Origin of the sequence: Aulosira sp. FACHB-615 (genome assembly GCF_014698045.1) — a bacterium.
In the GTDB taxonomy this organism is placed as follows: Bacteria; Cyanobacteriota; Cyanobacteriia; order Cyanobacteriales; family Nostocaceae; genus Nostoc_B.
In genome coordinates, this window is sequence record NZ_JACJSE010000006.1 from 71,453 (window position 1) to 97,281 (window position 25,829).

General features: G+C 39.7%; 24 protein-coding genes. 9 read left to right on the plus strand and 15 right to left on the minus strand.

Going from position 1 to position 25,829, the window contains the following annotated elements; translation table 11 throughout:
* Window positions 1–23 precede the first annotated feature (23 nt).
* The 9 genes from H6G77_RS12120 to H6G77_RS12160 all read right to left on the minus strand — a co-directional run bounded on the left by H6G77_RS12120 (window position 24) and on the right by H6G77_RS12160 (window position 3,864).
* Window positions 24–1,013: an MvdC family ATP-grasp ribosomal peptide maturase gene (locus H6G77_RS12120; protein WP_190670858.1), complete on the minus strand. Its 990-nt coding sequence runs from the start codon at window positions 1,011–1,013 to the stop codon at window positions 24–26.
* A 113-nt stretch (window positions 1,014–1,126) separates the two neighbouring features.
* Complete coding sequence (locus H6G77_RS12125) at window positions 1,127–1,291, minus strand: microviridin/marinostatin family tricyclic proteinase inhibitor (RefSeq protein WP_190590140.1); 165 nt, start codon at window positions 1,289–1,291, stop codon at window positions 1,127–1,129.
* An 89-nt stretch (window positions 1,292–1,380) separates the two neighbouring features.
* Window positions 1,381–1,524 (minus strand): microviridin/marinostatin family tricyclic proteinase inhibitor, encoded by a 144-nt coding sequence (locus H6G77_RS12130; RefSeq protein WP_190590139.1) that lies wholly within the window; start codon window positions 1,522–1,524, stop codon window positions 1,381–1,383.
* A gap of 89 nt (window positions 1,525–1,613) precedes the next feature.
* Window positions 1,614–1,757: a microviridin/marinostatin family tricyclic proteinase inhibitor gene (locus H6G77_RS12135; RefSeq protein ID WP_190871688.1), complete on the minus strand. Its 144-nt coding sequence runs from the start codon at window positions 1,755–1,757 to the stop codon at window positions 1,614–1,616.
* An 89-nt stretch (window positions 1,758–1,846) separates the two neighbouring features.
* Entirely contained in the window at window positions 1,847–1,990 is a 144-nt protein-coding gene (locus H6G77_RS12140) for a microviridin/marinostatin family tricyclic proteinase inhibitor (protein WP_190590137.1), read from the minus strand.
* An 89-nt stretch (window positions 1,991–2,079) separates the two neighbouring features.
* Window positions 2,080–2,223 (minus strand): microviridin/marinostatin family tricyclic proteinase inhibitor, encoded by a 144-nt coding sequence (locus H6G77_RS12145; protein ID WP_190590136.1) that lies wholly within the window; start codon window positions 2,221–2,223, stop codon window positions 2,080–2,082.
* A gap of 89 nt (window positions 2,224–2,312) precedes the next feature.
* Window positions 2,313–2,456, minus strand: coding sequence for a microviridin/marinostatin family tricyclic proteinase inhibitor (locus H6G77_RS12150; RefSeq protein WP_190590136.1), 144 nt, complete (start codon window positions 2,454–2,456; stop codon window positions 2,313–2,315).
* 98 nt (window positions 2,457–2,554) lie between these two features.
* Window positions 2,555–2,695 (minus strand): microviridin/marinostatin family tricyclic proteinase inhibitor, encoded by a 141-nt coding sequence (locus H6G77_RS12155; RefSeq protein ID WP_190590135.1) that lies wholly within the window; start codon window positions 2,693–2,695, stop codon window positions 2,555–2,557.
* A 602-nt stretch (window positions 2,696–3,297) separates the two neighbouring features.
* Window positions 3,298–3,864: a hypothetical protein gene (locus H6G77_RS12160; RefSeq protein ID WP_190590134.1), complete on the minus strand. Its 567-nt coding sequence runs from the start codon at window positions 3,862–3,864 to the stop codon at window positions 3,298–3,300.
* Between the two features lie 415 nt (window positions 3,865–4,279).
* On the opposite strand from H6G77_RS12160, the gene H6G77_RS12165 reads away from it, so the two are divergent.
* The 4 genes from H6G77_RS12165 (at window position 4,280) to H6G77_RS12180 (ending at window position 8,864) form a co-directional block, all read left to right on the plus strand.
* Window positions 4,280–5,020 carry a pentapeptide repeat-containing protein gene (locus H6G77_RS12165; protein WP_190871689.1) on the plus strand — a complete coding sequence of 247 codons (741 nt, stop codon included), beginning with the start codon at window positions 4,280–4,282 and terminating at the stop codon, window positions 5,018–5,020.
* Between the two features lie 282 nt (window positions 5,021–5,302).
* Window positions 5,303–6,763, plus strand: coding sequence for a pentapeptide repeat-containing protein (locus H6G77_RS12170; protein WP_190871690.1), 1,461 nt, complete (start codon window positions 5,303–5,305; stop codon window positions 6,761–6,763).
* A gap of 225 nt (window positions 6,764–6,988) precedes the next feature.
* Window positions 6,989–7,543 (plus strand): TRAP transporter small permease subunit, encoded by a 555-nt coding sequence (locus tag H6G77_RS12175; RefSeq protein WP_190670840.1) that lies wholly within the window; start codon window positions 6,989–6,991, stop codon window positions 7,541–7,543.
* Window positions 7,527–8,864 carry a TRAP transporter large permease subunit gene (locus tag H6G77_RS12180; RefSeq protein ID WP_190590130.1) on the plus strand — a complete coding sequence of 446 codons (1,338 nt, stop codon included), beginning with the start codon at window positions 7,527–7,529 and terminating at the stop codon, window positions 8,862–8,864. Before H6G77_RS12175 ends, H6G77_RS12180 begins: the two co-directional genes overlap by 17 nt.
* A 139-nt stretch (window positions 8,865–9,003) precedes the next feature.
* Here H6G77_RS12180 and H6G77_RS12185 read toward each other — a convergent pair whose 3' ends face one another.
* The 3 genes from H6G77_RS12185 to H6G77_RS12195 all read right to left on the minus strand — a co-directional run bounded on the left by H6G77_RS12185 (window position 9,004) and on the right by H6G77_RS12195 (window position 18,407).
* A complete protein-coding gene (locus H6G77_RS12185; RefSeq protein ID WP_190871691.1) occupies window positions 9,004–10,995 on the minus strand; it encodes a response regulator in 1,992 nt (663 codons plus the stop codon).
* Window positions 10,992–17,036, minus strand: a complete 6,045-nt coding sequence (locus H6G77_RS12190) for a hybrid sensor histidine kinase/response regulator (protein WP_190871692.1) — start codon at window positions 17,034–17,036, stop codon at window positions 10,992–10,994. The genes H6G77_RS12185 and H6G77_RS12190 overlap by 4 nt, the downstream gene beginning before the upstream one ends.
* Window positions 17,037–17,300: 264 nt before the next feature.
* Window positions 17,301–18,407, minus strand: coding sequence for a TRAP transporter substrate-binding protein (locus H6G77_RS12195; RefSeq protein ID WP_190871814.1), 1,107 nt, complete (start codon window positions 18,405–18,407; stop codon window positions 17,301–17,303).
* A gap of 183 nt (window positions 18,408–18,590) precedes the next feature.
* Between H6G77_RS12195 and mtnA the strand changes: the two genes are divergently transcribed.
* The 4 genes from mtnA to H6G77_RS12215 all read left to right on the plus strand — a co-directional run bounded on the left by mtnA (window position 18,591) and on the right by H6G77_RS12215 (window position 21,879).
* Window positions 18,591–19,655, plus strand: a complete 1,065-nt coding sequence (gene mtnA, locus H6G77_RS12200; protein WP_190871693.1) for an S-methyl-5-thioribose-1-phosphate isomerase — start codon at window positions 18,591–18,593, stop codon at window positions 19,653–19,655.
* Between the two features lie 6 nt (window positions 19,656–19,661).
* Window positions 19,662–20,882, plus strand: coding sequence for a retropepsin-like aspartic protease (locus H6G77_RS12205; protein WP_190871694.1), 1,221 nt, complete (start codon window positions 19,662–19,664; stop codon window positions 20,880–20,882).
* A gap of 160 nt (window positions 20,883–21,042) precedes the next feature.
* Window positions 21,043–21,513, plus strand: coding sequence for a hypothetical protein (locus tag H6G77_RS12210; protein ID WP_190590125.1), 471 nt, complete (start codon window positions 21,043–21,045; stop codon window positions 21,511–21,513).
* A 198-nt stretch (window positions 21,514–21,711) separates the two neighbouring features.
* On the plus strand, window positions 21,712–21,879 hold the full coding sequence (locus tag H6G77_RS12215; RefSeq protein WP_190871695.1) for a hypothetical protein: 168 nt from the start codon (window positions 21,712–21,714) through the stop codon (window positions 21,877–21,879).
* A gap of 9 nt (window positions 21,880–21,888) precedes the next feature.
* Here the strand turns inward: H6G77_RS12215 and H6G77_RS12220 are convergent, their stop codons facing one another.
* The 3 genes from H6G77_RS12220 to H6G77_RS12230 form a co-directional block, all read right to left on the minus strand.
* Window positions 21,889–23,058 carry an ABC transporter ATP-binding protein gene (locus H6G77_RS12220; protein WP_190871696.1) on the minus strand — a complete coding sequence of 390 codons (1,170 nt, stop codon included), beginning with the start codon at window positions 23,056–23,058 and terminating at the stop codon, window positions 21,889–21,891.
* Between the two features lie 97 nt (window positions 23,059–23,155).
* Window positions 23,156–23,293, minus strand: coding sequence for a hypothetical protein (locus tag H6G77_RS12225; RefSeq protein WP_190590231.1), 138 nt, complete (start codon window positions 23,291–23,293; stop codon window positions 23,156–23,158).
* 31 nt (window positions 23,294–23,324) lie between these two features.
* Complete coding sequence (locus H6G77_RS12230; protein ID WP_190590222.1) at window positions 23,325–24,047, minus strand: GUN4 domain-containing protein; 723 nt, start codon at window positions 24,045–24,047, stop codon at window positions 23,325–23,327.
* Between the two features lie 311 nt (window positions 24,048–24,358).
* On the opposite strand from H6G77_RS12230, the gene H6G77_RS12235 reads away from it, so the two are divergent.
* Entirely contained in the window at window positions 24,359–25,780 is a 1,422-nt protein-coding gene (locus tag H6G77_RS12235) for an NADP-dependent isocitrate dehydrogenase (protein ID WP_190871697.1), read from the plus strand.
* Window positions 25,781–25,829: the final 49 nt, after the last annotated feature.

Genomic DNA, 25,829 nt, shown 5'->3' on the forward strand with positions numbered 1-25,829 from the left:
ATATCAAATAGGATTGCTATATGTTATTTGTCGGTTTGCAACAGTGCATCGGCGATCGCATTGGCAATGGGCAAGTCTAAATCTTTCTCTAACATTCCCCACTCACCGACAGGGTTGATTTCCAAAAACACGTATTCTCCTGATGGGGTGAGGATAAAATCAAACGAGCCAAACAATAGCCCTAACCTGCCCATAAAAGTTTGGAGACGAAGAACTACTTCATCAGGAAGTTCATGATGTTGCCATGCACCTATTTCTATACCGGGTTTACGCCAATCAGCTTTGGCTGCTGCATACACATCTGCATTCAACGCCCCAACAAAGACTTCGCCATTCACATACACCACCCGTAATTCCTGCTGCTTGGAGATTTGCTCTTGAAAAATCATTGGGCAGTAGCGCAGCGACTCCGCATCTTGTAAGTCTTCTTCTTTGACAACGCTGGTATACAGAAAGAACGAAGAGGTAGCCTGCATACTGTGAGAAAGTGCAGTTAACAGCTTGCTCACCATTTTGCCGTTAACTTGCCCAAAAAACTCTCTAGCGGCTTCGGCTTTGTTGGTAACAAGGGTTTGAGGAATTACAAAACCTACTTCTGAGGCGATTCGCAGTTGACGCAGCTTGTTGTTTGCATAATCTATCCGTTCTAGATTATCTACCCAACGAGCTTGTTTAAGGCTATCCCAAAAACCATTTAAAGTTGCTTTTGATTCGTTAATACAAGCTTCGCGGAACTTAGGCGCTAATTCTGGACTGAGGTTTGGTTCCCAAATTCGGCGTAACCATACTGCTTGCACTTGTTCTGTGCTGATCAATTGGTTGTCATATTCTATTGTGTGGTAGCTTTTAGACTTACCAAAATGTGCGGTTAATTGTAGTTCTAAAGGAAATTTGTCAGTATCTAGACGAAATGGTTGCGCCCCTTTTCTGGCTAAGGCTTCTGCGACTCTATCTATTGTGAAGAAATCTCCACTGTGGGTAATTAATAAAACAACATCACCAGACAATTGCATAATATTATCTATGTTGTAAAAATCTAAAAAAGCTTTGCTGATAATCCCAACTTCTTGAAGAAGTCGGGTTAATAAATGCGATCGCCTGCTCGACAGTTTTAGTTCTTAAAGGTTTATCTCTCTTCCCAATCAGAAGGCCACTTCAAAGTCCAGATTGGAATAGGTTGGGGTTCTTCTTCAGATGGTTTAGGCGGCTCTTCATCATATTGCGCTTCTAAGAAATAGGCAAAGAAAGGTACTGCTTTTAGGGTTGCGGCTTCGTTTATGCTTGCAGACATGATATTATTCCTCAATATTGGTTTTTATCCAGGGGCAGCAGTTAATTAATCACTGCTACTCCCTTCACTTCAGTTCAAGCTAACTGGATTTAAAAATCTTCCCAATCAGAAGGGTACTTTAGGGTGGAAGGCCAAGGAGAATTATCTGCTTGTTGAGCAACTTGCTCTTCTAAGAAACGAGCAAAGAAAGGTACTGCTTCTACGTTTGTTGGTTTGTTTGTGTTGGTAGACATGCTATTATTCCTTGATATTGGTTTTTATCTAGGGGCAGCAGTTAATCAATCACTGCTACCCCCTTTACTTCAGTTCAAGCTAACTGGATTTAATACTCTTCCCAATCAGAAGGCCACTTTTTAGTGTCAGCCCAAGGAGAATTATCTGCTTGTTGAGCAACTTGCTCTTCTAAGAAACGAGCAAAGAAGGGTACTGTTTCTAAGTTTGCTGGTTTGTTTGTGTTGGTAGACATAGTATTATTCCTTGATATTGGTTTTTATCTAGGGGCAGCAGTTAATTAATCACTGCTACTCCTTTCACTTCAGTTCAAGCTAACTGGATTTAAAAATCTTCCCAATCAGAAGGCCACTTGAGAGTTGTAGGAAAAGGAGCATTATCTGCTTGTTGAGCAACTTGCTCTTCTAAGAAACGAGCAAAGAAGGGTACTGCTTCTACGTTTGCGGCTTTGTTTGTGTTGGTAGACATGGTATTATTCCTTGATATTGGTTTTTATTCAGGGGCAGCAGTTAATCAATCACTGCTACCCCCTTCACTTCAGTTCAAACTAACTGGATTTAATAATCTTCCCAATCAGAAGGATACTTGAGAGTTTGTGGGCGAGGAGTATTATCTGCTTGTTGAGAGACTTGCTCTTCTAAGAAACGAGCAAAGAAGGGTACTGCTTCTACGTTTGCTGCTTTGTTTGTGTTGGTAGACATGGTATTATTCCTTGATGTTGATTTTTATTCAGGGGCAGCAGTTAATTAATCACTGCTACTCCTTTCACTTGAGTTCAAACTAACTCGATTTAATAATCTTCCCAATCAGAAGGATACTTGAGAGTTTGTGGGCGAGGAGTATTATCTGCTTGTTGAGAGACTTGCTCTTCTAAGAAACGAGCAAAGAAAGGTACTGCTTCTACGTTTGCTGCTTTGTTTGTGTTGGTAGACATAGTATTATTCCTTGATGTTGGTTTTTATCCAGGGTTAGCAATTATTAATCATGTAATCAATCACTGCCACTCCCTTGACTTCAGATTTTAGAAAATTACTAAGTATCTTCTGAATCTGAAGGAAACTTGAAAGTCCAAGGCCAAGAAGGAGTTTCTCCTTCTGCGGTTTGTTCTTCCAAGAAACGTGCAAAGAATGGTACCAGTCCGACATTCACATTTTTAATTGTGTTTGTAGACATGGTGCTTTCCTTGAAGGAAATTATTTTTGCAATTAAATGTATACCAGTAATTTAATATCTATGCAAGGACAGTTAAGACAGTTAAGAATTAAGTTTGTAAAGACAGTTAAGACAGTTAAGACAGTTAAGCAAAAATCTGTTAACAATTAGTAATATTTAGTCATTCACAAAAAACTATATTAGTCAAAAATTGATTGCTTTTAATCAAGCATAAGAATATTAAATGTTTATTTTGGTTAGGACTTACGCATAAAAACGAAAAATCAAGGGTTTTGGCAAGGGTGTAGGGGTATAGGGGAGCCACTGGCGTGTGTATGTATCTAAAACCCTTACGCCACAAACCCTTACACCCAATCTTCATAGACAATCTTGGTGCGTAAGTCCTGCTGATCAAGATAAAGTAGCAAAGGCTATACTGAAAAATTACAATCAATAATTGTGTTTAGCGTTGCACAGATGCAGGAAACCAAAATTAAAAGATGGATGTTTCAAGCCTTTGCAATTGTAGCAATCTTCAATGATTGACAAACATCTCTCTTCCTTGTCTCCCTTTTTTTTGCTATATTCTCAAGTCAGATGCGATCGCACTAAAATTCATTTCATTAATCAGCAATGTCTGATTTTACAGGTGTCAGTGTAGCAAACTGAATAGTGCGAAGCTGATAGCTTTCAAAAAATGGTTGCTCTGTGGAATTTGACTCTGGTGTTGTAGTAGGCTGATAAACCACAAGTTCATAATGTAGCTTGTTATCTTGTAGTTGACATTGTGTACTCAGTAGCAGGTTTTTAACTCTAAATTGACTGTAGAGTTTTTCTCCTAACCACCAAGTATCAATGATAGTTCCATCTTTTTCATCAATGGCAAAGTGTCCAGCATCTTGATTTTTAGCAACTAATTCATAGTTACGTACCAGCTTTTTACTTCCTGTTCCATAGGTGATTTGCCAAGTGTAGCGGATGGGATCTTGCGAGATGAGTTTAATCCGCAGCTTCATAGGTACAGTTTGAGATTTGCCGGATACAGTGCGATCGTATAATGTACCACTCCATGTACCTTGCCAAGTCTGAGGAAAAGAGTTACTTGACAGTGCAGCAGTTGGTAGATTACTGATACTGAGAAATGTCAAAAGTGACATCAATAGTCCAACAAAAAAGCTGCGTTTTAGCATAAACTAAACTATTCCATGATGGCTAAACCTATTTTAATAAACTGAACATATATTTACTCTTTTTGAAACTATCTCTTAAGTTAGTAATTTTGGTGTAACTATCGTTACTGTAAATACATATCAAAGCAACAACTTAGACTGGTGTAGGTTGGGTGGAGGAAGCTAACCCAACATTCTCAAGATTTTGTTGGGTTACGCTATCGCTACACCCAACCTACTATAGGAATACTTCTCAAAGAAGTCAGGTATCTTGTTGTATACAACCAATCTTCAAAGTATTAACCTGAATTTCTGTCTTTAGACGTAGTGATATTTTCTCATTGTTGGCTTGAAATAATCATTATATTTACCAATGACGAAATTTTACTGATTTTAGAGAATAAAACACAACAATATCTTGTTTAAATCTTAAAAAATGTTTACTTACATCAGCAAGTTTAAGCATCCGGCAAAAAATATTGCAGTTAATAAAAATTTATTGATTGATATCTTTTTGGGGATAATTAAGCGTCACGATAAACAGCAGCATACTTCACAAAAAAGCTGTAAAAAAAGTTTGAGAGTAGCAGTAGAGAAGCTACATCATCAAATATTAGATATCAGATTGCAGGGAATTGCTGAACTCGGAGCATTAGCTAATTATCATAAACAAGATAACTGGGAAATTATGGAGTTTCTCACGGCTTTTGTGCGGCAAAACTCTGATTACAAAACAAACCAGGAAGTTAAAAGTCAGTCATCACCCAAAATTGCCCCAGATATTCAGGCTGCATTGCAAGTAATCACAACAACATACACCCCAAAATCTCTAGCATCAGAACAACTTGACTTGAGTTATACAGACTTACGCGGAGCAAATCTCAGTGGTGGAAACCTTGCAGGTGTGAATCTCTACCAAGCTAATTTATCAGGAGTGAATCTGGCGGGGGCAAATCTCAGTGGTGCAATTCTTTGTGCTGCTAACTTATCCCAGGCTAACTTAGTTGGTGCGAACCTCACAGAAGCAATTATCAGTGCGGCTAACTTAGTGGGTGCAAATCTCGCCCAAGCAAATTTAGTCAAAGCGAACTTTTATCTCGCTAATTTGTCTGAAACTAATCTGCAAGATGCCATACTTGAGGGTGCTAATTTCCGAGAAGCAAAATTTTCCGGATAAACACAATTCACACTGAATATAGAACAGATTCTGCAATATTATTATTAGTTTCTGACAGTACAAGTCTAAGTAGTGACACTGAACCACGGTGGAAAACTACTCTATTTTTCGCAAATATTCAAGATAATCTCTGGGGTTGTCACAATATCATTACAAAGACAATTTAAAACATCAAAGTCATATCAATAAAAATCCGTAATTTCCTATTCAAATCTTGAGCGAAATGTTATACTCATCCCAATATCTAAGTAATAATTCTGTAGTGTGAGGAATCTTATTCCTATGTCTGCAAATAAGACAGACAAAATGTTGCGTTGGTTGATAGGTACAACAGTTGTATTGGCACTGGGGCTGAATATAGTTGTTTTTGCTGCCTCCAGTAAAAAAGATTTATCAATTTCGCAGCAAATACAATACAGAACGCAAGCATTAACAACAACTGCGATTATGTTTTTAGGCTTGGCAGTGATGATTAATGCCTATTATGCAGGTAAACGGGCCGAGGCAATGCAAAAAAATGCGATCGCCTCCGAAAAAAATGTCGAAGTAAATCTGCAAAATACGCAAATCTCCCAAGACAGATTGATAGCAGATAGATTTATGGCTGCTATTACGCAGCTTGGTCATGAAAGAATTGAAACGCGCATCGGTGCAATTTATGTTTTAGAACGCATTGCCCAGGATTTTCCTAAAGAACACTGGACAATTATGGAAATTCTGGCGGCGTTTGTACGGGAGAATACAGGCATTCCCACAGAAGGCGAACTCTTTAAAGAAGAAGATGCACAGCCAATATACTGGGGTAAACCCAAAAGTCGGGTACTGGCAACCAAACAAAATAGTGAAGCCGCACCCAAAATTCGCCGGGATGTCCAAGCCGCTCTGACAATCATTGGTAGACGTAATTCCCTATTAGAGTTAGAAAGTCAAAAATTAGATTTACGCAATATAGATATCCGGCGAGCAGATTTACTCGGCGCTAATTTAGAAAGAGCAGATTTACGCGGTTCTGACCTTTCTGGTGCAGATTTACGCGGTGCTAACCTTTCGGGAGTTAACCTCAACAGTGCCAAATTGGTACGCTCCATTCTCTACGAAACCAATTTACAAAAAGCCAACCTGCGGCAAGCCAACTTACAAGGGGCAACCTTGAATCGTGCCAATTTACAAGGGGCAAACTTGCGTGCAGTTAACCTGCAAAATGCAAGTCTGCGTACAGCCAACTTACAAGGAGCAAACCTGTATAAAGCGAATTTACAACAGGCAACCTTGAAAGTTGCTAACCTCGCGGGTGCAAAATTGTTTCTGGCTAATTTACAAGGGGCAAAGCTGGGTAAAGCTAACTTGCATTTAGCAGGATTAATTGGTGCGAACTTACAAGGAGCCAACTTAAATGGCGCTAACTTATCTGGGGCAAATTTAAATGCTGCCAAACTCCAGCAAACAGAAGTCTTTTTTGCTAACCTCACCGAAGCCAGTTTGACAGAAGCTGATTTATATCAAGCTAACCTCATGGGTGCGAACTTGAATCGGGCAGTTTTGTATGAAGCGAATTTATCAAAAGCCAACCTCATCGGCGCGAATTTATTCGGCACAAATTTGTGTGATGTCAAACTAGAAGGTGCAATTCTCACAGGGGTGAAAAACTTAGACTCACAACAGATTGGCATGGCAGTAGGCGATCGCACAACCCGGCTACCTGATGATCTTGAACACCCTAGCCACTGGCGACAGTCGAGTTGAGAGGCAAGGGTGCAGGGTGTGTTTTCAAACTCTGTGATCCCCCCAACCCCCTTTTTAAGGGGGATTTAGGGGGATCGAAATATGTGCAACTTCACATTAAATTGGTATAACTTCTAGTCTCTATTCTTAAGTCAGTGATTTATGAGAAAATCTTAAAACCAAACATAAAACACTCTTTCCCCAACTCCCCAACTCCCCATCATCACGACAGAGGTAATACCACCATTGGAGAAACTCTTAAAAATCTCAAAAATTATTGATACTTGTACTGAATTTATCGGTCGATGTACCAGTTGGCTGGTGCTAGTCATGGTCATCCTGGGAGTATGGAACGTTGTTGGGCGATATGTAGGGCGGTTGATTGGCAGTAACCTCACATCCAACGCTTATATCGAAGCCCAGTGGTATATTTTTGATTTAGTTTTTTTGTTGGGTGCAGCTTACACCTTAAAGCATAACGAACACGTCCGCGTAGATATTTTTTATAGTAATTGGCAACGACGGCGCAAAGCTATTGCAGATTTATTAGGTACGATATTTTTCCTAATTCCTTTCTGTGTGATGGTCATCATTTTTTCCTGGGATACCATCATTGCTTCTTGGCAAATTCAGGAAAATTCCCCTGATCCTGGTGGTTTACCCCGCTACCCAATCAAAGCAATGATTATTGTTTCCTTTATATTGCTGATTTTTCAGGGAATTTCCCAAGCAATTAAAAACTGGGCAATTATCCAAGGCAAACTAGCAACAGAGGAGGAACAACGTGACACTGGCTTATGAATGGCTAGGGCCGCTGATGTTTGCGGGTGCTTTGGTATTGTTATCTCTGGGCTATCCCGTGGCATTTTCCCTGGGTGGTGTGGCTATTGTTTTTGGTTTATTGGGCATTAGTTTGGGTGTGTTTGACCCGATATTTCTCACCGCTATGCCCCAGCGAATTTTCGGGATTATGGCTAATTACACCCTGTTAGCGATTCCTTACTTTATTTTTCTGGGGTCAATGCTAGAAAAATCTGGCATTGCGGAACGGCTGTTAGAAACAATGGGGATTTTGTTGGGACGGTTGCGGGGTGGACTGGCCTTAGCAGTGGTATTGGTGGGAGCATTGCTGGCTGCAACTACTGGTGTTGTAGCAGCCACGGTGGTAGCGATGGGTTTAATTTCGCTGCCGATTATGCTGCGCTATGGTTACAACAAACAATTAGCCACAGGTGTAATTGCGGCTTCAGGTACTTTAGGGCAAATTATCCCGCCGAGTGTGGTTTTGGTCGTTTTAGGCGACCAACTTGGTGTGTCTGTAGGTGATTTATTTATTGGCTCGGTGATTCCCGGCTTGATGATGGCTAGTGCCTTTGCGCTGCATGTGCTGATTGTGGCATTTTTAAAACCAGATGCCGCACCCGCTTTGCCTGCGGAAGTCCGAGAAATTGGCGGTAAAGCCTTGGGGAGAAGGGTAATTCAGGTTATGTTGCCGCCTTTGGTAGTAATTTTACTAGTGCTAGGGAGTATATTTTTTGGCATTGCCACGCCGACAGAAGCAGGTGCAGTTGGTTGTGTCGGTGCGATCGCTTTAGCAGCAGCCAATGGTCAACTAACCTTAACATCTCTGCGTCAAGTATGTGATACTACTTTACGAATCACCAGTATGGTGATTTTCATTTTGTTTGGTTCGACAGCTTTCAGCTTAGTATTCCGAGGATTAAATGGCGATCAATTTATGTTTGATGTCCTCGCCAATCTTCCTGGTGGGAAAGTCGGCTTTTTAGCCGTCAGTATGATTGTGGTGTTTATCCTCGGTTTCTTTATCGACTTTTTTGAAATTGCCTTTATCGTCATACCTTTATTTGTGCCTGTTGCCCAGCAATTAGGCATTGATTTGGTTTGGTATGGTGTAGTGCTGGGGGCAAATCTGCAAACTTCCTTTTTAACACCACCTTTTGGTTTTGCTTTGTTTTATCTGCGTGGTGTTGCACCTCCAGAAGTAACCACATCTGATATTTATCGTGGTGTCATACCGTTTATTCTGCTGCAATTATTAGTTGTGTTGTTAATTATTGTCTTCCCGCAGATTGTCAGTTTCTTACCTTCTTTGGGAAGTTAATACAGCAAAGTGCTGATTATGTGTAGGGTGTGTTAGGCGTAAGCCTTAACGCACCGAAAACTCGGCGGTAGATGCGTTACGCTGTCGCTAACACATCCTACATACATTTCAGAAATCAAATATTAGTCCTATATCTTATCTAAGATTTAGCCACACGCTCTGGGTGTCTAGATTCCTGTACCAAAATGCTGTGTAAGGTTTGCAATAAATCCTTTGTTGTATAAGGCTTAGAAATAAACTTTTTCACACCAGATAACTTGGTTAATTTACTACTAGCTGTCAAACCACTAACAGCAATCACCTTGACTTGAGAGTTCATTTTTTGCAAAGTGCTAATCGCCGTAGCACCATCCATTGCAGGCATCATCATATCCATCAACACTAAGCTAATTTCGTCTTCGTGTTGAGCATAAAGAGCGATCGCTTCAATGCCATTGGTAGCGGTTAATACTCTGTAGTTGTAGGTTTCTAAAGAAATTTTGGTAGTTTCTAAAATGCCACTTTCATCATCAACTACTAAAATTAATTCTCCGTTACCTTTGAGTAAATCTAAGTCTTCTGCTAGGAGTGGATTTGCTACCTCGACGGCTGGTAAGAAAACTTTAAATTCTGTACCCCTACCAACTTGACTCCAAACATTCACAAAACCACCGTGACTTTGAATGATACCTCTGACAGTTGATAAACCTAATCCCGTACCTTTCCCAATTTCTTTGGTGGTGAAGAATGGCTCAAAGATTCTATCAATAATCTCTGGTGGCATTCCTACACCTGTATCTGTAATTGTCACTACAATATAAGCACCGACACGAGCATCTAAATTCATCCGCGCATACTGTTCATCGACTAACAAATTTGACGCAGAAATGTTGATACTACCACCTCTGGGCATGGCATCACGGGCATTAACTACTAAATTCATTAATAGTTGATGTAAGTGGGTTGCATCACCAATTACCGCCCAAAGTCCTGGCTGAATCTGAGTTGTTAATTCAATTGATTTGGGAAAAGTTTCTTGGACAATTTGTTGAATTTCTGAACATAAATGACTAACTTGCACAATAGTACGCTGCCCATCTACTCCCCGTGCAAATTGTAAAACTTGTTTAACTAAAGCTGCACCACGTTTAGAATTAGCTTCGATGGTTTTCAACATTTGTTGATTACGCTCATTAGTATCTGGCAGTTTGAGTTGTAGTAGTTGTGCTGCTGTTAAAATCGGTGTCAAAATATTGTTCAAGTCGTGAGCGATACCACTGGCTAATGTGCCGATGCTTTCTAAACGTTGAGCGCGGAGGATTTGATTTTCTAAATGTTTTTTTTCGGTAATATCAGTATTAACAGTCAAAATTGATTTAGGCTGGTTATGGCGATCGCACATTAATGTCCAACGACTCGCCACAATCACAGTTTGTCCTTGTTTGTTAACTTGGTTTAATTCTCCTTGCCAAAAGCCAGACTCAGCTATACTTGCATAAATGTTTTGGACTTGCGCTAAAGTGTCTGGTGGATATAAAATCTGATTGACATTCTCACCAATAACTTCAGTCGCTTTCCAACCATATAAATTTTCCGCGCCTTGGTTCCAAAAACAAATTTGATTATTAAAATCTTTCACGACAATTGCATCGCTAGTTACATCTAATAAAGCTGCTTGTTCGCGGATTTTTTCTTCAACTTGTAAACGTTCTGTAATTTCGGCTTCTAAACGTAAATTCTGCTCTTGTAATGTTTTGGTAAGAGTGCGTAACTTCAGATGCAACTGAATCCTTGCTAATACTTCTTGGTGCTGGAGTGGTTTGGTGAGGTAATCAACTGCACCGAGTTCAAAGCCTTTAACTTTATCAACAGTTTCCGAAAGTGCTGTCATAAAAATCACGGGAATATCTTGGGTTGATTCCTGCGCTTTCAGACGACGACAAGTGTCAAAACCGTCAATTCCCGGCATGAGGATATCTAACAAAATTAAGTCAGGTTTACCATATTCTGCTATGGCGATCGCACTTTCACCATCCTCAGCAATTAATACTGTAAATCCAGCCGTGCCTAAAAAATCAAACAACATTTCTAAATTGATGGGAGTATCATCAACAATTAAAATGACACCGTATTTATTAAAATCATTTTTCATAAAGCCTCAGAATACTTTTGGAGAAACTCCAATATTTGTTTCCCTTTAAAACCTTTAGCCAGTTGATATAACCGAGTAGCAAAAGGTTGTAACTCCTCACTTTGTTCTTGTAGTTTTTGCGTTTTTTCAGCAATACTTCTTAAGTCACCCCGCATAGCCAAATCTAGCAAAATCTTCAGTTCATCTGCTGAGGGAGGCACAATCGAAGCCTGAGATGTTAATTGTAAAGGATAAATTGAACTTTTGTGTGAATCCTTTATCTTTCTTACCTTGTCTTCATATATCCATGTTAATCCCAAGTGAACTTGTAACTTTTCTAACAGTTCGGCTCTTTGAATCGGTTTTGCGAGAAAGTCATCACACCCAACGTTACGGCTTTCTTGTTGATTAAACTCAAACACACTTGCTGAGACTGCAATTACGATTGTTTCCTTAAAGTTTGGTAACAATCGCAAGCGCCGAGTGGCTTCAAAACCATCCATTCCCGTCATCACCAAATCCATTAAAATTAAATCTGGTTGAAAATTAGGTATTTTATCTAGACAGTCTAAACCATCACTCGCCGCCAAAACTTCAAAACCCAAAGGCTCTAAAATATTGACTAACACTGAGCGATTTTCCCATTTATCATCCACAACTAAAATTTTGCGTTTGCAGCCAGCAAAACCAATAATATTAAGTGGCTCAATCTCAAAATTTAACTGTTGTTCAACTTCTGGTAATGCCAAATCTAGCCAAAAAATACTGCCTTTACCTAGTTCACTTTTGACACATAATTCGCCACCCATCATCTGCACTAATTGACGGCTAATTGATAAGCCTAAACCCGTTCCTTCCGTCTTCAAACTATCCTCACCCGCTTGTTTGAAGGGCAGAAATATTTCTTCTAATTGCTCATGGGCGATGCCAATTCCTGTGTCTTCTACTAAAAAGCGAATTTTTGGTGTTGGAGATTGGCTAGTAAGTTTTTCGCCATTTAATATCCAGTCTCCGTCCTGGGTTACATAACCTACTTTAAAACTTATCCTACCTTTTTTTGTAAACTTAACCGCATTACTTAATAAATTGATTAAAACTTGCCTTAAGCGTTTTTCATCACCCCGAATGCGTCTGGGTAGATAACCAAGGGGCTGATAAACTAAAGCAATACCTTTCATTTCTGCCCGCAGATGGCAAATTTCGGCGATACCTTCTAAAAAGGCGGGAAAATTAAATTCTTTCAACTCCAGATCCATTTTCCGCGCTTCAATTTTAGAAATATCTAAAATATCATTAATCAGTGTTAAGAGATGTTCACCACACTGATGAATAATATTGACACCATTTCTCTGTTGACTACTTAAAGAAGTATCTGTTTGAAAGATTTGCGTATAACCTAAGATGCCATTTAAAGGTGTTCGCAGTTCATGACTCATATTAGCCAAAAATTCACTCTTGGCGCGGTTAGCGGCTGCGGCTGCTTCTTCGGCTTTTTGGCGTTCTTGAATTTCTTGTTGTAATTGAAAATTTTTTGCTTGTAATTCCAGCGTGCGTTCTTTAACTTTTGTTTCTAATGTGCGATTATATTCTTCTAAATCATGATAAAGGCGGGCATTTTCTAAAGAAATTGCAGCTTGTGATGATAAAAGTTGTAAAACTTCTAATCGTTCTGGTGTAAATGCCCCATCAATCAATTTATTTTCTAAATAAAGTATACCGATTAACTTGCCTTGATTGACAATTGGACTACATAAAATCGACTTTGGTTGATGCTTAACAATATAATCATCTGTAGTAAATACACCTTCGCAATTAGCATTACTAAGAACCACATGCTCCCCAGTGCGATACACATAATTAATCACGGATATGGGCAAATTCTCACTTGATTCTACAGGGGTAGATTGACGGACATTAATTTCAGGTTGAGCAAAACTACCTGATGCAGCAATTAATAAAGTATCTGCCTGATTTAAAATTAAATATCCTGTGGCTGCACCAGCATTTTCTAACAGAATTTGCATTAATTTAGCCAGTAATTTGTCTAAAACAATTTCACCAGAAAGTGCTTGAGCCGCTTTCATCACTGTTGCTAAATCAAAAGCTTCACTGGTATTGTGATTGATAGCGTTGATGAGTTGATTTTTACCTGAGTTTGGTGTTTGACGTTCCGATAGCCGCGCCACAATTTGGGGATATCTAACTTCTAAATCGCGCAACTTGGCTATGGCTCCCCAGTTACTATATCCATAGTAAGCATCAATTAAATAAATCTGGGCTACCTTATCTCTACCAGTCTCAAAATAAAACTTTGCTGCTAGTTCATTGGCGAGAGCTGCTTCTTGGATATATCCTTGCTCTTGCGCTTGCATAATAGCTTTGTCATAATGTGCCGTTGCTTGCCAATACTGTCCTAAAACTCTGGCTTTTTCGGCTTCGACAAGCTCATATTTATGTTGAAAATTCATCGGCGCATAACTCGCCCATGTTTGCATTTTTTGTTGATGATGATTGACTTTATCTAACAGCAGCTTTTGATACTCAGATGTGGCTGATGGATAGATAGCAAGTTGCGCTAAAGAATCATAAAAATGGAATAACGGCACATTTAACCATCCTGTGACTCCATCTAAATACTGTTCTGCTTTGCTGGCATTTTCTACAGCTTGATGAAAATCTCCCAGGAGATAGCACAAAATTAATTTATTGAGAAACACATAGTGAATAATTGTGCGCTCATTTGATTGGATATGAACTGCTAATAATTCGGCTTCGTTATAGGCTTCACCAATTAACAGACAAGGGTTTGCCGATAACCCCAGTAAATTCAAAACAGCTTGGTGAAACACTTGGTGCCATTTTAGCGCAGTCTCTTGGTGAATTTGTGCGATCGCCTGACTATATTTTGCCATTTCCTGTTCGAGACTGGTTAAATCTGCACCACTCCAATAGGCATATTGACACTTCTTACTGGCTGAATATCCTGTATGTACTAAATCCCCAGTTTCTAAGCCACTAAAGTAAGCAGCTTCTAAAAGTGGTAAGGTATCTTTGACATGATGTTTCCAAGGAATTATGAAAGTAGCAACTTTAAATAAAACTTGACTTCTGACTTCATAAGTATCTAGACTTTCTAATAAATTTAAAGCTAATTGTCCAACTTGATAAGCAGCGTCAATATCTTGGCACAAACCACTAAAAACTATACCAAAATCAGCAAACCCACTAGCCGAAAATGGCGTATTGCCGTATTGAATAGATAAGTTGACTTGCTGACAAGCAATCAAAATAAATAATTTTGGTGCAGATTGATAAGCAGCAGGTACTAAACTTGCTATTAGCCTCATCGCAGCTAATTTATGAGCATCTGTCACCGCAGGCGAATGAATTAAATCCTCGATTTGTTTCCCTGCTAAATAATTAGTGGTTTCTTGAATAGCTTGCTGGATATCTAACTCGGTTGGTGCTTGGTTGAGTTTTATTCCCAATATTTCTAAAACTTCTAAACCAAGCTGTACAGCCGCCATTAATTTTCTTTGCACCTCACAACTTTTGATTTGCAACTCATAAACCCTCACTTTTTCCAGTTGGGTTTTTGCTTGTTGTAGAACAATTTCAGCTAATAACTCCATTTGCTCAAAGTCACCGCTTAGAAATGCTACTTCTGCTGCTTGTTGATGGACATTTAATGTCAATTCATATTGGTGATACCAGCTAGAATTATTCAAAAGGCTTAAACATATCTTTAAATAACCCATAGCAGACTCATAAGCAGCCGTAGCTTTGGCTTTTTTCCCGGCTATTAAATTCAATTCTACTAACTCATATCTTTCCCAATCGTAAGTTAGTAAATCAATGCCATATTTGAGGTGATTGACTAAATAAAAAATATGCTCTTTCTGCTCTTCTGGAGAAAATTTTTGTAACAGTAATTTACCAATGGTGAAATGAGTATTTTTTTTCTCAACATCGGGAATTAGCGAATAAGATGCTTGTTGTACACGATCATGTAAAAATTTATAGCTAATTTGCTGTTCGGCTTGCTGTTCAGTTAAAATCAAAGGTATTTTATAAGACGAATCTAAAGGTAAAATTAAGCCTGCTTGTAAAGCTTCCCAAAGTTCTTTAGCTGTTTCTACCCAAGATTTTTGATTCACAATGCTCAAAATATCTAAGTTAAATTTATCGCCAATACAAGCAGCCAGTTGTAAAACTTTTTGAGTTCTCGGTGATAACTTCTGAATTTGGTTCACCATCAATTCAACAACATTATCGGTAATGTCAATATCTTTTATAGTTTCGATATGCCATTGCCAACAGGCTTGATCAAAATTAAAAGATAAAAAGTTTTCTTGATGCAGAGATTTGAGTAATTGCGTTACAAAAAATGGATTGCCCTGGGTTTTATGAAAAACTAAATCAGCTAGTTCTTGGGAATCTTCTGAAAAAATACTCAAGGTATCACTAACTAATTGTTGAACATGACTAATATTCAAAGGCTGAAGTACAATCTTATTGATATTTACACCATTTTTCTGGATTGCTGCAAGAGTTAATATTAATGGATGCGTTGGATTGACTTCATGCTCACGATATGCACCCATGAGTAATAAATATTTGCTCTCAATATCACTGATGAGTAGTTGAATTAACTTCAAAGATGCCACATCCGCCCACTGCAAGTCATCTAAAAAAATTACTAAAGGATGTTCTGCTTGGGCAAATACATGAATAAATTGTTGAAATAATCGATTAAAACGGTTTTGGGCTTCGTTAATTCCTAATGATGGTATTTCTGGCTGAGTACCGATAATTTTTTCAACATCAGGAATCACCTCAATAATTACTTGCCCATAAACCCCAACTGCTGATAAAATTTTCATCTTCCAACTCGTGATTTTTTCAGCACTTTCTGTTAATATCTGCCGAATTACTTCTTGAAAAGCCTGGATGAATGCCGCATAAGGTATATGACGTTTATACTGGTCAAATTTTCCTCCAATAAAATAACCACCCTGGCGAATAATCGATTTAGAAAATTCATTAACTAGGGAAGATTTACCAATTCCTGAATAACCACTAACTAATGTTAACTCCGTGCTTCCTGAACTGATTCGCTCAAAAATACTCATCAATTGAGTAACTTCTTGCTCACGTCCATAAAGTTTTTGTGGAATCAGCAATTGACTGTTTAAATCAAGTTTACCGATAACCAAATCTGTAATTTTGCCAGTTGTTTGTAGCTGATATAAACATGATTCTAAATCTGCTTTTAAACCCAAGGCATTTTGATATCTGTCTTCGGCTGTTTTAGCTAATAATTTCAGCACAATATTAGATACTGCCACTGGAATTTGTGAATTTAATTCTTGGGGTGATATAGGAGTTTTGGCAATATGAGAATGAATTAGTTCTAAAGGATCACTTGCTACAAATGGTAGTTTACCAACTAACATTTGATAAAGTGTGACACCTAAAGAATAAAAATCAGTGCGATAGTCTATTAAGCGGTTCATTCTCCCTGTTTGTTCGGGTGAAAGATAAGCCAGACTACCTTCGAGTAAATTGATGTTATTTATGGTTTGATTTTCGCTATGTAAGCGTGAAGCAATACTAAAGTTGATAATTTTGATTTGATTGGTGTTGGGGTCGATTAAAATATTATGAGGTTGGATATCTTTATGAATAATATTATTTTGATGTAACTGAGCTAAGGTTGAGGCTAATTGAATTGCAATTTGTAAAATTTGAGTTAATTCTAATTTATTTGTGCTAATAAAATTATGCAGTGTTTCGCCAGGGAAGTCTTCTAAAATCAGTGCGATTTTATTTTGTGTACTTTCTAAAGCGAGAGGTTGAATAACTCCTGCTATTCGTAAAGATTGCAGTATTTGATACTCGTATTTTAGGCGAGTGATTTGTTCAATTGTAGGATACTCAGTTTTCAGAGTTTTAATAATTACCGATGTTTGTGTTGATTCTTGGTAGGCGCGATAAATACAGGTATTAGTATTATCATCAATAACTTGAATGAGGCTGTAGTCGGTAAGAATAATACTCATGTTTATTTTTGAAGGCAGGAGTTAGAGGGCAGTGGTTCGACAGGCTCACCAACCGGAAACACGAGGAAAACTGACCCCTAACTCCTACTATGACCGAGATGGGGCATTTGCAACGGACGTATTTTTTTTCGCGTTACTTTTATCGATGGTAATACAAATCAACTAATTTGATGGATGTTTTTTTGTGCGATCGCAATTCTTAAATAAGCAATCTCAGCAGTAAATTAATATCCCCACACTGCTGTAGTTTGTGTGGGGATATGATTACTTACTATTACTAGCAGTGACAAAATTAGCGTAGCTTAACTCATTCACCCGATTCCAGTTATAAACTTGTTGACGGAAGTTTTTCCATTGTTCATAAACTTGTTTGAAGTTAGTATCTTTAGTGGCGTTTTCTTCATATATCTCAAGAGCAATTTGCTGTGCTGCTTGTAAAATCTCCTGACTATAGGGAGTGAGTTGTGTACCACCAGCAATCAATCTCGAAAGTGCTGCACCATTCAACGCATCGTACTCTGTCAGCATATTCATGTTGGCTTCTAAAGTAGCGGCTTTTAAAATTTGTTGATATTCTTGGGGTAATTTGTTCCAAGCATTCAAATTAACTAACACATCTAAAGATGGCCCTGGTTCCCACCAACCAGGATAGTAATAATATTTTGCAGCTTTATTTAAACCGAGTTTTTCATCATCGTAAGGGCCTACCCATTCAGCCGCGTCAATTGCACCCCGGTCAAGTGACAAATAAATTTCGCCTCCAGGTAAAACTTGCACATTTACACCCAAACGCGACATTACCTGTCCACCTAATCCCGGAATTCGCATTTTTAAACCTTTGAGGTCAGCGACAGTTTTAATTTCTTTTTTAAACCAGCCCCCCATCTGCGCTCCGGTGTTACCTGCGGGAAAATTAATAATGTTGAAGTTGGTGTAGACTTTCTGAATCGCTTCTAAACCGCCGCCATGATATAACCAAGCGTTCTGCTGTTGGGCGTTTAAACCAAAGGGTACAGAGGTGGCGAAAGCCAAAGCCGGACTTTTACCGATGTAGTAATAGCTGGATGTATGACCGCATTCTACAGTTCCGGCTTGTACCGCATCTAAAACTTGTAATCCTGGAACTAACTCACCAGCCGCAAAGGGGGTAATTGTAAACCGACCGTTAGTCATTTCCTTGACTCGTTGTGAAACCACCTTTGCACCGATAAAAGTTCCTAAACTTTTAGTCCAACTAGTAGCCATTCGCCAACGGACAGTCGGAAGTCCCGTTTGCACTGCGGGGGCTGTGGTACTGCGGTTACAAGCGGTTAAGGTTGCAGCAGTGGCTGTGGCTAAAGCAGCTGTGTTTAAAATCTTTCGGCGTTTCATCATGCTTATAGAGACTAGAGGCTAGAGATTAGGGGTTAGAGAAGACAGTTTCTCATATTTAGTTGTAGGATTTTCTCGTGAATAGTTGACTTGAGCAAATGCTGAGTTCTCTTGAAAAAGACTAACCTCTCTTCCCTAAGCTCTAACTCCTAGGTACACAATTCATCATCCCTACCAATTTTTATGACAAATTCTGCAAACGAAGTTTATCCAGTCATTTGGCACAATGATTCCGTATCACTCATTGACCAAACCCGTTTACCGAATGAATACACCTTTGTGGAAATTCATCGGAGTGAAGATATGGCGCGGGCGATTAAAACCATGATTGTGCGGGGTGCGCCGGCTATTGGGGTGGCTGCGGCTTATGGGATGTATCTGGGGGCGAGAGAAATTACAACCAGGGAACGCGCTGAATTTTTAACCCAGCTAGAAAATGTCGCGCAATTATTACGCTCTACCCGTCCCACGGCGGTAAACTTATTCTGGGCAATTAGTCGGATGTTAAAAATTGCCCACGCCACGGAAGGAAGCGTCGAAGATATCAAACAAGTTTTATTCCAAACCGCCCAAACTATTAATGCAGAAGATTTGCAAACTTGTCAGGCGATGGGTGATCATGGTTTAACTGTATTGCCGAAAACACCCGCAAAGCTAACTTTACTAACTCACTGTAATGCTGGGGCGTTAGCAACTGCGGGTTATGGTACAGCTTTGGGTGTTGTCCGTTCTGCTTGGCGCGAAGGGCGTTTAGAAAAGTTGTTTGCTGATGAAACCCGCCCCCGGTTACAAGGTGCAAAACTCACTGCTTGGGAATGTGTGCAGGAAAATATACCTGTGACGCTAATTACCGATAATATGGCAGCCCATTGTATGCAGAGGGGTTTAATTCATGCTGTTGTTGTGGGCGCTGATAGGATTGCGGCGAATGGTGACACAGCCAATAAAATTGGTACCTATAGTTTAGCGATCGTTGCTAAAGCTCACAATGTACCATTTTTTGTTGCTGCACCTTTTTCTACCGTTGATTTTGCCTTGTCTGATGGTAGTCAAATCCCTATAGAAGAACGCCACCCAGAGGAAATTTACCAAGTTGGTGACACCAGACTCACCCCAGAAGGCGTAGAATTTTACAACCCAGCTTTTGATGTCACACCAGCCGAGTTAATTACAGCCATCATTACAGAAAATGGAGCATTTGCACCTGGTGATTTAGCGAAATACCAGTTACAACAGTCTTTTAACTAAATTATCATGACTGTTTTTATGCAAATTTCTATTCAGCCTCGGCGGAAAAAATCTCAAGTTCCAGCTAACCAAAATTTCCGCCGTAGCAAAAGCCTGTTTTCTCATTTATTTATAACGGGCATTCTTTCCAGCAGTCTTGTTTCTTTGTTACCGACACCTGCGGCTGGTCAAGTTAATCTTGGACAGCAACTTTTACAAGAAGTATCAAAATGTGCTGAGGCTAAAATTTCTGAGCAAAAGCTTATTAATCAAGCCGAATCAGAAGCTATCACAACAAAATGTGCTTTACAAATCCTCACTTTAACTTCAAATGGGGAGTTTCGTCCTGATGCTGTTGAGCGCGTTGCCGCTTTTATGGAAGCGGTTGGTGTGAAACTCCCGCAATCAACTAGTCGAGGACAAGCTAATGTAAAACTGCAATTGGAACGTGAGAGTTCTGTGTTTAGAATCCCCGTCCGCATTGGCAAACAAACGCAAACTTTTATCTTAGATACTGGCAGTGGTCAAACCATTATCAATACTCAAATTGCTCAACAATTAGGTCTGAATAGTAAACCTATTCCCAATGGACTTTTAGAATATAAACCTGTTATTGGTAATAACTTCAAAAACCTAGAAGTTAAGACTCATATCTTACCAGGTTTAAGTGTAAATTCTGCCACTGTTTCTGGTCTTTATGGCTTAGAATTACCTACACCAGCATTACCACAGGATATATCTGGAGTTTTAGGACTAGATTTTCTCAGTAAGTTCGATGTTGTTCTCAATCCCAAAAAACAACAATTACAACTATTACCACCTTCTAAATCTGTTGCGGGTGCTATTCCTTTAAAAGGAACCTTTGGGATTTTAACGACTCAAGTTTACATTAATGGTGAAGGGCCTTTTACTTTTGTTTTAGATACAGGAGCCTATACGATCGCAGTTTCTCAATCTATCGCGCAAAAATTAGGAATTGACACTCTTAACGCCCCAACCGCAGAAGTATTTGGTTTGGGTGGACGGGAAATTGTCAAAAAAATCAAATTGAATAAGCTGCAAATTCAGCAACATCAAGTAAATGAAATTGATGCTGTTGTTGTTGAGCAAAGTAATATTCTCAAACTTCCTGGTGTAGAAGGTATTATTGGTCAAAACTTTCTCAATCAATATCAACAACATTGGCGGTTTGATAAACCAAATGCGCTGGGAGTTGTGCAATCGGGAAGTTTAGTTTTAACACCTTAGAGGCAGGAAACAGTGGTTCGGCTACGCTCACCAACCGAGGCAGGAGGTAAGAATATTACTATTGTGGGCATTCTGGCTTTCAAAATTAATTATTGAACATTACCAAATCCTTGCACACCTGTAACACACCCTACTTGTACTTTATAAACAGACTCTAACTATGAACAAATCTAGCTTCATCACTGGATTAATTATTTGTCTAATTTGGATTAGCGGTTGTGCTAATTCCTCTACAGAAGTTAGCCAAGAAAACCCGACAACTAAATCTAAAATTCCCCAAAGTCCTAGACAAATCACTGAAGTGACTACATCTCCTGAACCAACTCCCACAACCGAGGTTTCACCATCCGAAAATCCAGAAACATCGACAAAAGCTTTACCAACTATTGGTACAGTCAAAGAACTAGTCAACGGTGATTTATTGTGTTATGCCACATTAATTGATGAACAAGGAATTGAACATCCGGTAGGCGCATCTTTTGAGATTTGTGCAGAGTCAGCGAAATTTTTAAACAAAAAAGTCCGTGCATCTTACACAATTGAATCAGTAAGTGATTGTCAAAGTGCTGAACCATGCGGCAAAACTAAAAAAGAATCAATCATTACCAAGATGGAAGTTTTGACTCAGTAAAAGATACATAGCAGTTTTAGTTGATATGTGAGCAATAAAGACAAGGGGGACAAGGTAGAAAAGGGAGACAAGGAAGAGAGATGTTTTTGAAGAAGAATTCAGAATTTAATTCTAGCTCCTGACTGCTGAATTTTATTTTGATAAATCATTTGGGATTGCTATAGATGATCAAATATGTGAAACTAATCTAGGGTATTCATGTATAAAAAACAATTTAACCTAAAAACTTGGGCTATTCGTTTTGCTTGGGTTTGTGTGATTATTGGAGTAGCATTTCTCTATTTATATCCTGTAATTAGTTGTAGAATTTGGCATGATCAAGCTGCTTGTGAAACTGACAAGTGGCAGCAGCGTAATTTACCCTAATTCTTAATTTTATGGCTCTGGCCATATCCTATCTCCAGTAATAGAATCAAAGATAAATAACTGAGTTAAATCTAATTGTAAGGATAAGCGATCGCCTACAATCACCCGTACATTTCCACCAAGCTGCACATTCAATAACACTGTTGAACCAGGTAAACTCGCACGAATTAAAGTTTCTCTCCCCAAAGGCTCAACCACCTTCACTTCTACAGAAAGTGCTGAGTGCTGAGTGCTGAGTGCTGAGTGTGGAGTCACCGAAGTTTGCTCAACGGGGGGAACCCCCGCACGCAACTTCTCGCTGAGTGCTGAGTTACTGTTAATAGAAATATGTTCTGGACGAATACCCAAATCATAATTCTGTCCTGGACGCAGCTGTAATTTTTCCCTGACAACTTCGGGAACTGCAATTAATTGTTCACCCACATCAAAGCCATCATTGGTATATTTTGCTGACAAAATATTCATTGGTGGATTGCCTAAAAAAGTTGCCACCATTTGATTAGCTGGAAGCGCGTAAATGCTTTGGGGTTCGCCAATTTGTTGGATTCTCCCACGATTCAGCACGACAATTTTATCAGCCAAGGTCATCGCCTCAACTTGGTCGTGAGTTACATAAACCGTGGTAATTCCTAACTCTTGATGGAGTTGTTTTAATTCGGCTCTGGTGTCATCGCGCAATTGAGCATCTAAATTAGATAAAGGTTCATCTAATAAAAATACTTGGGGTTCACGGGCGATCGCTCTTCCTAATGCTACCCGTTGTTGCTGTCCACCAGAAAGCTGTTTGGGTTTGCGATCTAATAAATGTTCCAACGAAAGCGATCGCGCCACCGTCCCCACCCGTTCCTGAATGAGTTTCGCGTCCACCTTTCGCATCTGCATCCCAAAGGCGATATTTTCCGCCACCGTCATGTGCGGATAAAGGGCGTAGTTTTGAAACACCATCGCCACATCGCGCTGTCTGGCGGGGATGTTATTCATTAAGCGATCGCCTATAAATAGTTTGCCAGCAGTGGCAGTTTCTAAACCCGCGATCGTCCGTAAAATTGTCGACTTCCCACAACCAGAAGGCCCGACTAACACCCAAAACTCGCCATCGGGAATTTCAAAGCTAATATCTTCGATGGCGGTGACGTTGTTAAACCGACGTTTAATTTCTTCGAGACGTACTTTAGCCATTATTTAATTTTGTCCTTTGTCGTTTGTTTTTTCTAAACAAATCATTAGACTTCTTGCAGAAAGATTCTTTCCTCACGCATAGACGCAAAGAAAGAGTTTAAAATTTGGACTTTTGCAAGATGTCTATTGTTTGAGCAAAACTCTTGCGTTCAGAACCAAGTTTTCTGACTCTTAAGCTTTTTAAGTCATACTCTGCACGCAAATCATCTTCTATCTCTGGCTTATCCTTCTTCATACTTCACACTTCACACTTCACACTTCACACTTCACACTTTATTCGTCCACGCCGGATGAGCAAATAAAGACGCAATAACTCGCACACCTCGCAGTTGATTGGATAAAGGTAAATGACCTTTCGGCGCACTCAAATCCCAAATAAAACTATTAGGATAACGTGTCCAAGTATTCCCATTTTTCCAGGCGATTTTCGTCCAGAAATTATCCCAATTTTTGCCGAGACTTAACCAAATTTCGCGCTGTACCGAAAAGCCAAATTTTCCTTCCGAATGAACTAACCACAAATGATTAATGGTGTGTAAGTCAGTCACAGGGAAATTGTCAACTTCCGTAAAATACAGCCATTTGCGCTTGACAGCCGTTGGCCCTGCTACTTCGCACATTTTCTCAATAGTCATGCGATCGGCGGCTTGGAAGTCTTGAGCAGCAAGTAGCTGTTGTAAAGGTTTGTAATTGATCCCTGCATCTGATTTTAGAGGTACAATGCCTTCAGGAAAATTTGTTTGGAGAAATTCTCTGGCGTTTGGTGCATCAGAGTTGTAAAGGACTTGGTAAGCTTTACCATCAATCCAAGTTGCTGGGGACTCACGACGTTTCAGTAAAAATTCCCTCAACACTTCCAATCCCTCGTTACCTAATTCGGCTAACTGTGGGATGATCTGTTGTTGGACTTGAAGAGACCCAGCGATTAAGCGTTGTCTGAGGGAGTCGATGTCATTAGCAGTGCCTGATACAATCATTGGGTCTGTCATGCCATTACTCGTGTTAGCGGTCAGTGAACAAGCGATCGCTATCGTGGATTCTTGATGATGAAACACTGATAGCGAAAAGTAGTTTACTATTTTTGATCGTACAAAATTGCGTCAGTTTCACTTAATCCCCAAATGCTGTAAAAGGGGAATAGGGGGAAAATCTGCATATTTAGGGATTAGGGACTAGGATGCTCAAGGCTAGAACCTAGTCAAGATGAAGGATAAAGGCTGAAGGTGAAATTTATATTTGACACTTCACACTTCATACTTCATACTTCATACTTTTTATGTTTTTCTGGAGTGTTTGAACTATGTACGAAAAGATTACCCCCCCGACTAGTGGATCAAAAATCACCTTTAAGAATGGTGAGCCAGTTGTGCCTGACAATCCAATTATCCCGTTTATTCGGGGCGATGGCACAGGTATTGATATCTGGCCTGCTACCCAAAAGGTACTAGATGCGGCGGTAGCTAAGGCGTATCAGGGTAAACGCCAAATCAGTTGGTTTAAGATTTATGCTGGTGATGAGGCTTGTGATTTATACGGCACTTATCAGTATTTACCCGAAGATACTTTGACAGCCATTAAAGAATATGGTGTGGCTATTAAAGGGCCTTTGACCACTCCTGTAGGTGGTGGGATTCGTTCTTTAAACGTGGCATTGCGGCAAATTTTTGACTTGTATGCTTGCGTGCGTCCTTGCCGTTACTATGCTGGTACGCCTTCACCCCACAAAAACCCTGAAAAGCTAGATGTCATTGTTTATCGGGAAAATACTGAAGATATATATTTGGGAATCGAATGGAAACAAGGTAGTGAAATTGGTTCACGCTTAATTTCCATCCTCAACAAAGAACTCATCCCCGCCACCCCAGAACATGGGAAAAAGCAAATCCCTCTTGATTCTGGTATCGGGATTAAACCCATCAGCAAAACTGGTTCCCAGCGTCTAGTACGTCGCGCCATCAAACACGCCTTAACTTTACCCAAACACAAGCAACAAGTCACGCTGGTGCATAAGGGTAACATCATGAAGTACACTGAAGGCGCGTTCCGTGATTGGGGTTATGAACTAGCCACCAGCGAATTTCGTCAAGAAACAGTCACCGAACGGGAATCTTGGATTTTAAGCAACAAAGAAAAAAATCCCAATATTTCCCTAGAAGACAACGCCCGTCAAATTGACCCTGGTTTTGATGCCCTTACCCAAGAGAAGAAAGCACAAATTGTCAAGGAAGTGGAAACAGTTCTTAACTCAATTTGGGATAGCCACGGTAACGGCAAGTGGAAAGATAAAGTCATGGTCAATGACCGCATTGCTGACAGTATTTTTCAACAAATCCAAACCAGACCAGATGAGTATTCGATTCTGGCTACAATGAACCTCAACGGCGATTATTTGTCAGATGCAGCCGCCGCCATTGTTGGTGGTTTAGGTATGGGGCCAGGCGCGAATATTGGCGATGCTTGCGCCGTTTTTGAAGCTACTCACGGTACAGCACCCAAGCACGCAGGCTTAGACAAAATTAACCCTGGTTCAGTGATTTTGTCTGGCGTGATGATGTTGGAATATCTGGGTTGGCAAGAAGCAGCCGACTTAGTTAAGAAAGGTTTAGGGGATGCGATCGCTAACGGTCAAGTCACCTACGATTTAGCAAGGTTAATGGAACCACCTGTAGAACCTCTCAAATGTTCTGAATTTGCCGACGCAATTATTCAACATTTCGGTTAATTTCCGTTAATTATTAGGATGGGGTTTTCCCATCCTAAAAGGACTGATG

What these genes read in the sequence shown, in the direction of transcription:
- H6G77_RS12120 (WP_190670858.1), bottom strand. Translation starts at nt 1,013, where the DNA reads ATGCAATTGTCTGGTGATGTTGTTTTATTAATTACCCACAGTGGAGAT.
- H6G77_RS12125 (WP_190590140.1), bottom strand. Translation starts at nt 1,291, where the DNA reads ATGTCTGCAAGCATAAACGAAGCCGCAACCCTAAAAGCAGTACCTTTC.
- H6G77_RS12130 (WP_190590139.1), bottom strand. Translation starts at nt 1,524, where the DNA reads ATGTCTACCAACACAAACAAACCAACAAACGTAGAAGCAGTACCTTTC.
- H6G77_RS12135 (WP_190871688.1), bottom strand. Translation starts at nt 1,757, where the DNA reads ATGTCTACCAACACAAACAAACCAGCAAACTTAGAAACAGTACCCTTC.
- H6G77_RS12140 (WP_190590137.1), bottom strand. Translation starts at nt 1,990, where the DNA reads ATGTCTACCAACACAAACAAAGCCGCAAACGTAGAAGCAGTACCCTTC.
- H6G77_RS12145 (WP_190590136.1), bottom strand. Translation starts at nt 2,223, where the DNA reads ATGTCTACCAACACAAACAAAGCAGCAAACGTAGAAGCAGTACCCTTC.
- H6G77_RS12150 (WP_190590136.1), bottom strand. Translation starts at nt 2,456, where the DNA reads ATGTCTACCAACACAAACAAAGCAGCAAACGTAGAAGCAGTACCTTTC.
- H6G77_RS12155 (WP_190590135.1), bottom strand. Translation starts at nt 2,695, where the DNA reads ATGTCTACAAACACAATTAAAAATGTGAATGTCGGACTGGTACCATTC.
- H6G77_RS12160 (WP_190590134.1), bottom strand. Translation starts at nt 3,864, where the DNA reads ATGCTAAAACGCAGCTTTTTTGTTGGACTATTGATGTCACTTTTGACA.
- H6G77_RS12165 (WP_190871689.1), top strand. Translation starts at nt 4,280, where the DNA reads ATGTTTACTTACATCAGCAAGTTTAAGCATCCGGCAAAAAATATTGCA.
- H6G77_RS12170 (WP_190871690.1), top strand. Translation starts at nt 5,303, where the DNA reads ATGTCTGCAAATAAGACAGACAAAATGTTGCGTTGGTTGATAGGTACA.
- H6G77_RS12185 (WP_190871691.1), bottom strand. Translation starts at nt 10,995, where the DNA reads ATGAAAAATGATTTTAATAAATACGGTGTCATTTTAATTGTTGATGAT.
- H6G77_RS12190 (WP_190871692.1), bottom strand. Translation starts at nt 17,036, where the DNA reads ATGAGTATTATTCTTACCGACTACAGCCTCATTCAAGTTATTGATGAT.
- H6G77_RS12195 (WP_190871814.1), bottom strand. Translation starts at nt 18,407, where the DNA reads ATGAAACGCCGAAAGATTTTAAACACAGCTGCTTTAGCCACAGCCACT.
- mtnA (WP_190871693.1), top strand. Translation starts at nt 18,591, where the DNA reads ATGACAAATTCTGCAAACGAAGTTTATCCAGTCATTTGGCACAATGAT.
- H6G77_RS12205 (WP_190871694.1), top strand. Translation starts at nt 19,662, where the DNA reads ATGACTGTTTTTATGCAAATTTCTATTCAGCCTCGGCGGAAAAAATCT.
- H6G77_RS12210 (WP_190590125.1), top strand. Translation starts at nt 21,043, where the DNA reads ATGAACAAATCTAGCTTCATCACTGGATTAATTATTTGTCTAATTTGG.
- H6G77_RS12215 (WP_190871695.1), top strand. Translation starts at nt 21,712, where the DNA reads ATGTATAAAAAACAATTTAACCTAAAAACTTGGGCTATTCGTTTTGCT.
- H6G77_RS12220 (WP_190871696.1), bottom strand. Translation starts at nt 23,058, where the DNA reads ATGGCTAAAGTACGTCTCGAAGAAATTAAACGTCGGTTTAACAACGTC.
- H6G77_RS12225 (WP_190590231.1), bottom strand. Translation starts at nt 23,293, where the DNA reads ATGAAGAAGGATAAGCCAGAGATAGAAGATGATTTGCGTGCAGAGTAT.
- H6G77_RS12230 (WP_190590222.1), bottom strand. Translation starts at nt 24,047, where the DNA reads ATGACAGACCCAATGATTGTATCAGGCACTGCTAATGACATCGACTCC.
- H6G77_RS12235 (WP_190871697.1), top strand. Translation starts at nt 24,359, where the DNA reads ATGTACGAAAAGATTACCCCCCCGACTAGTGGATCAAAAATCACCTTT.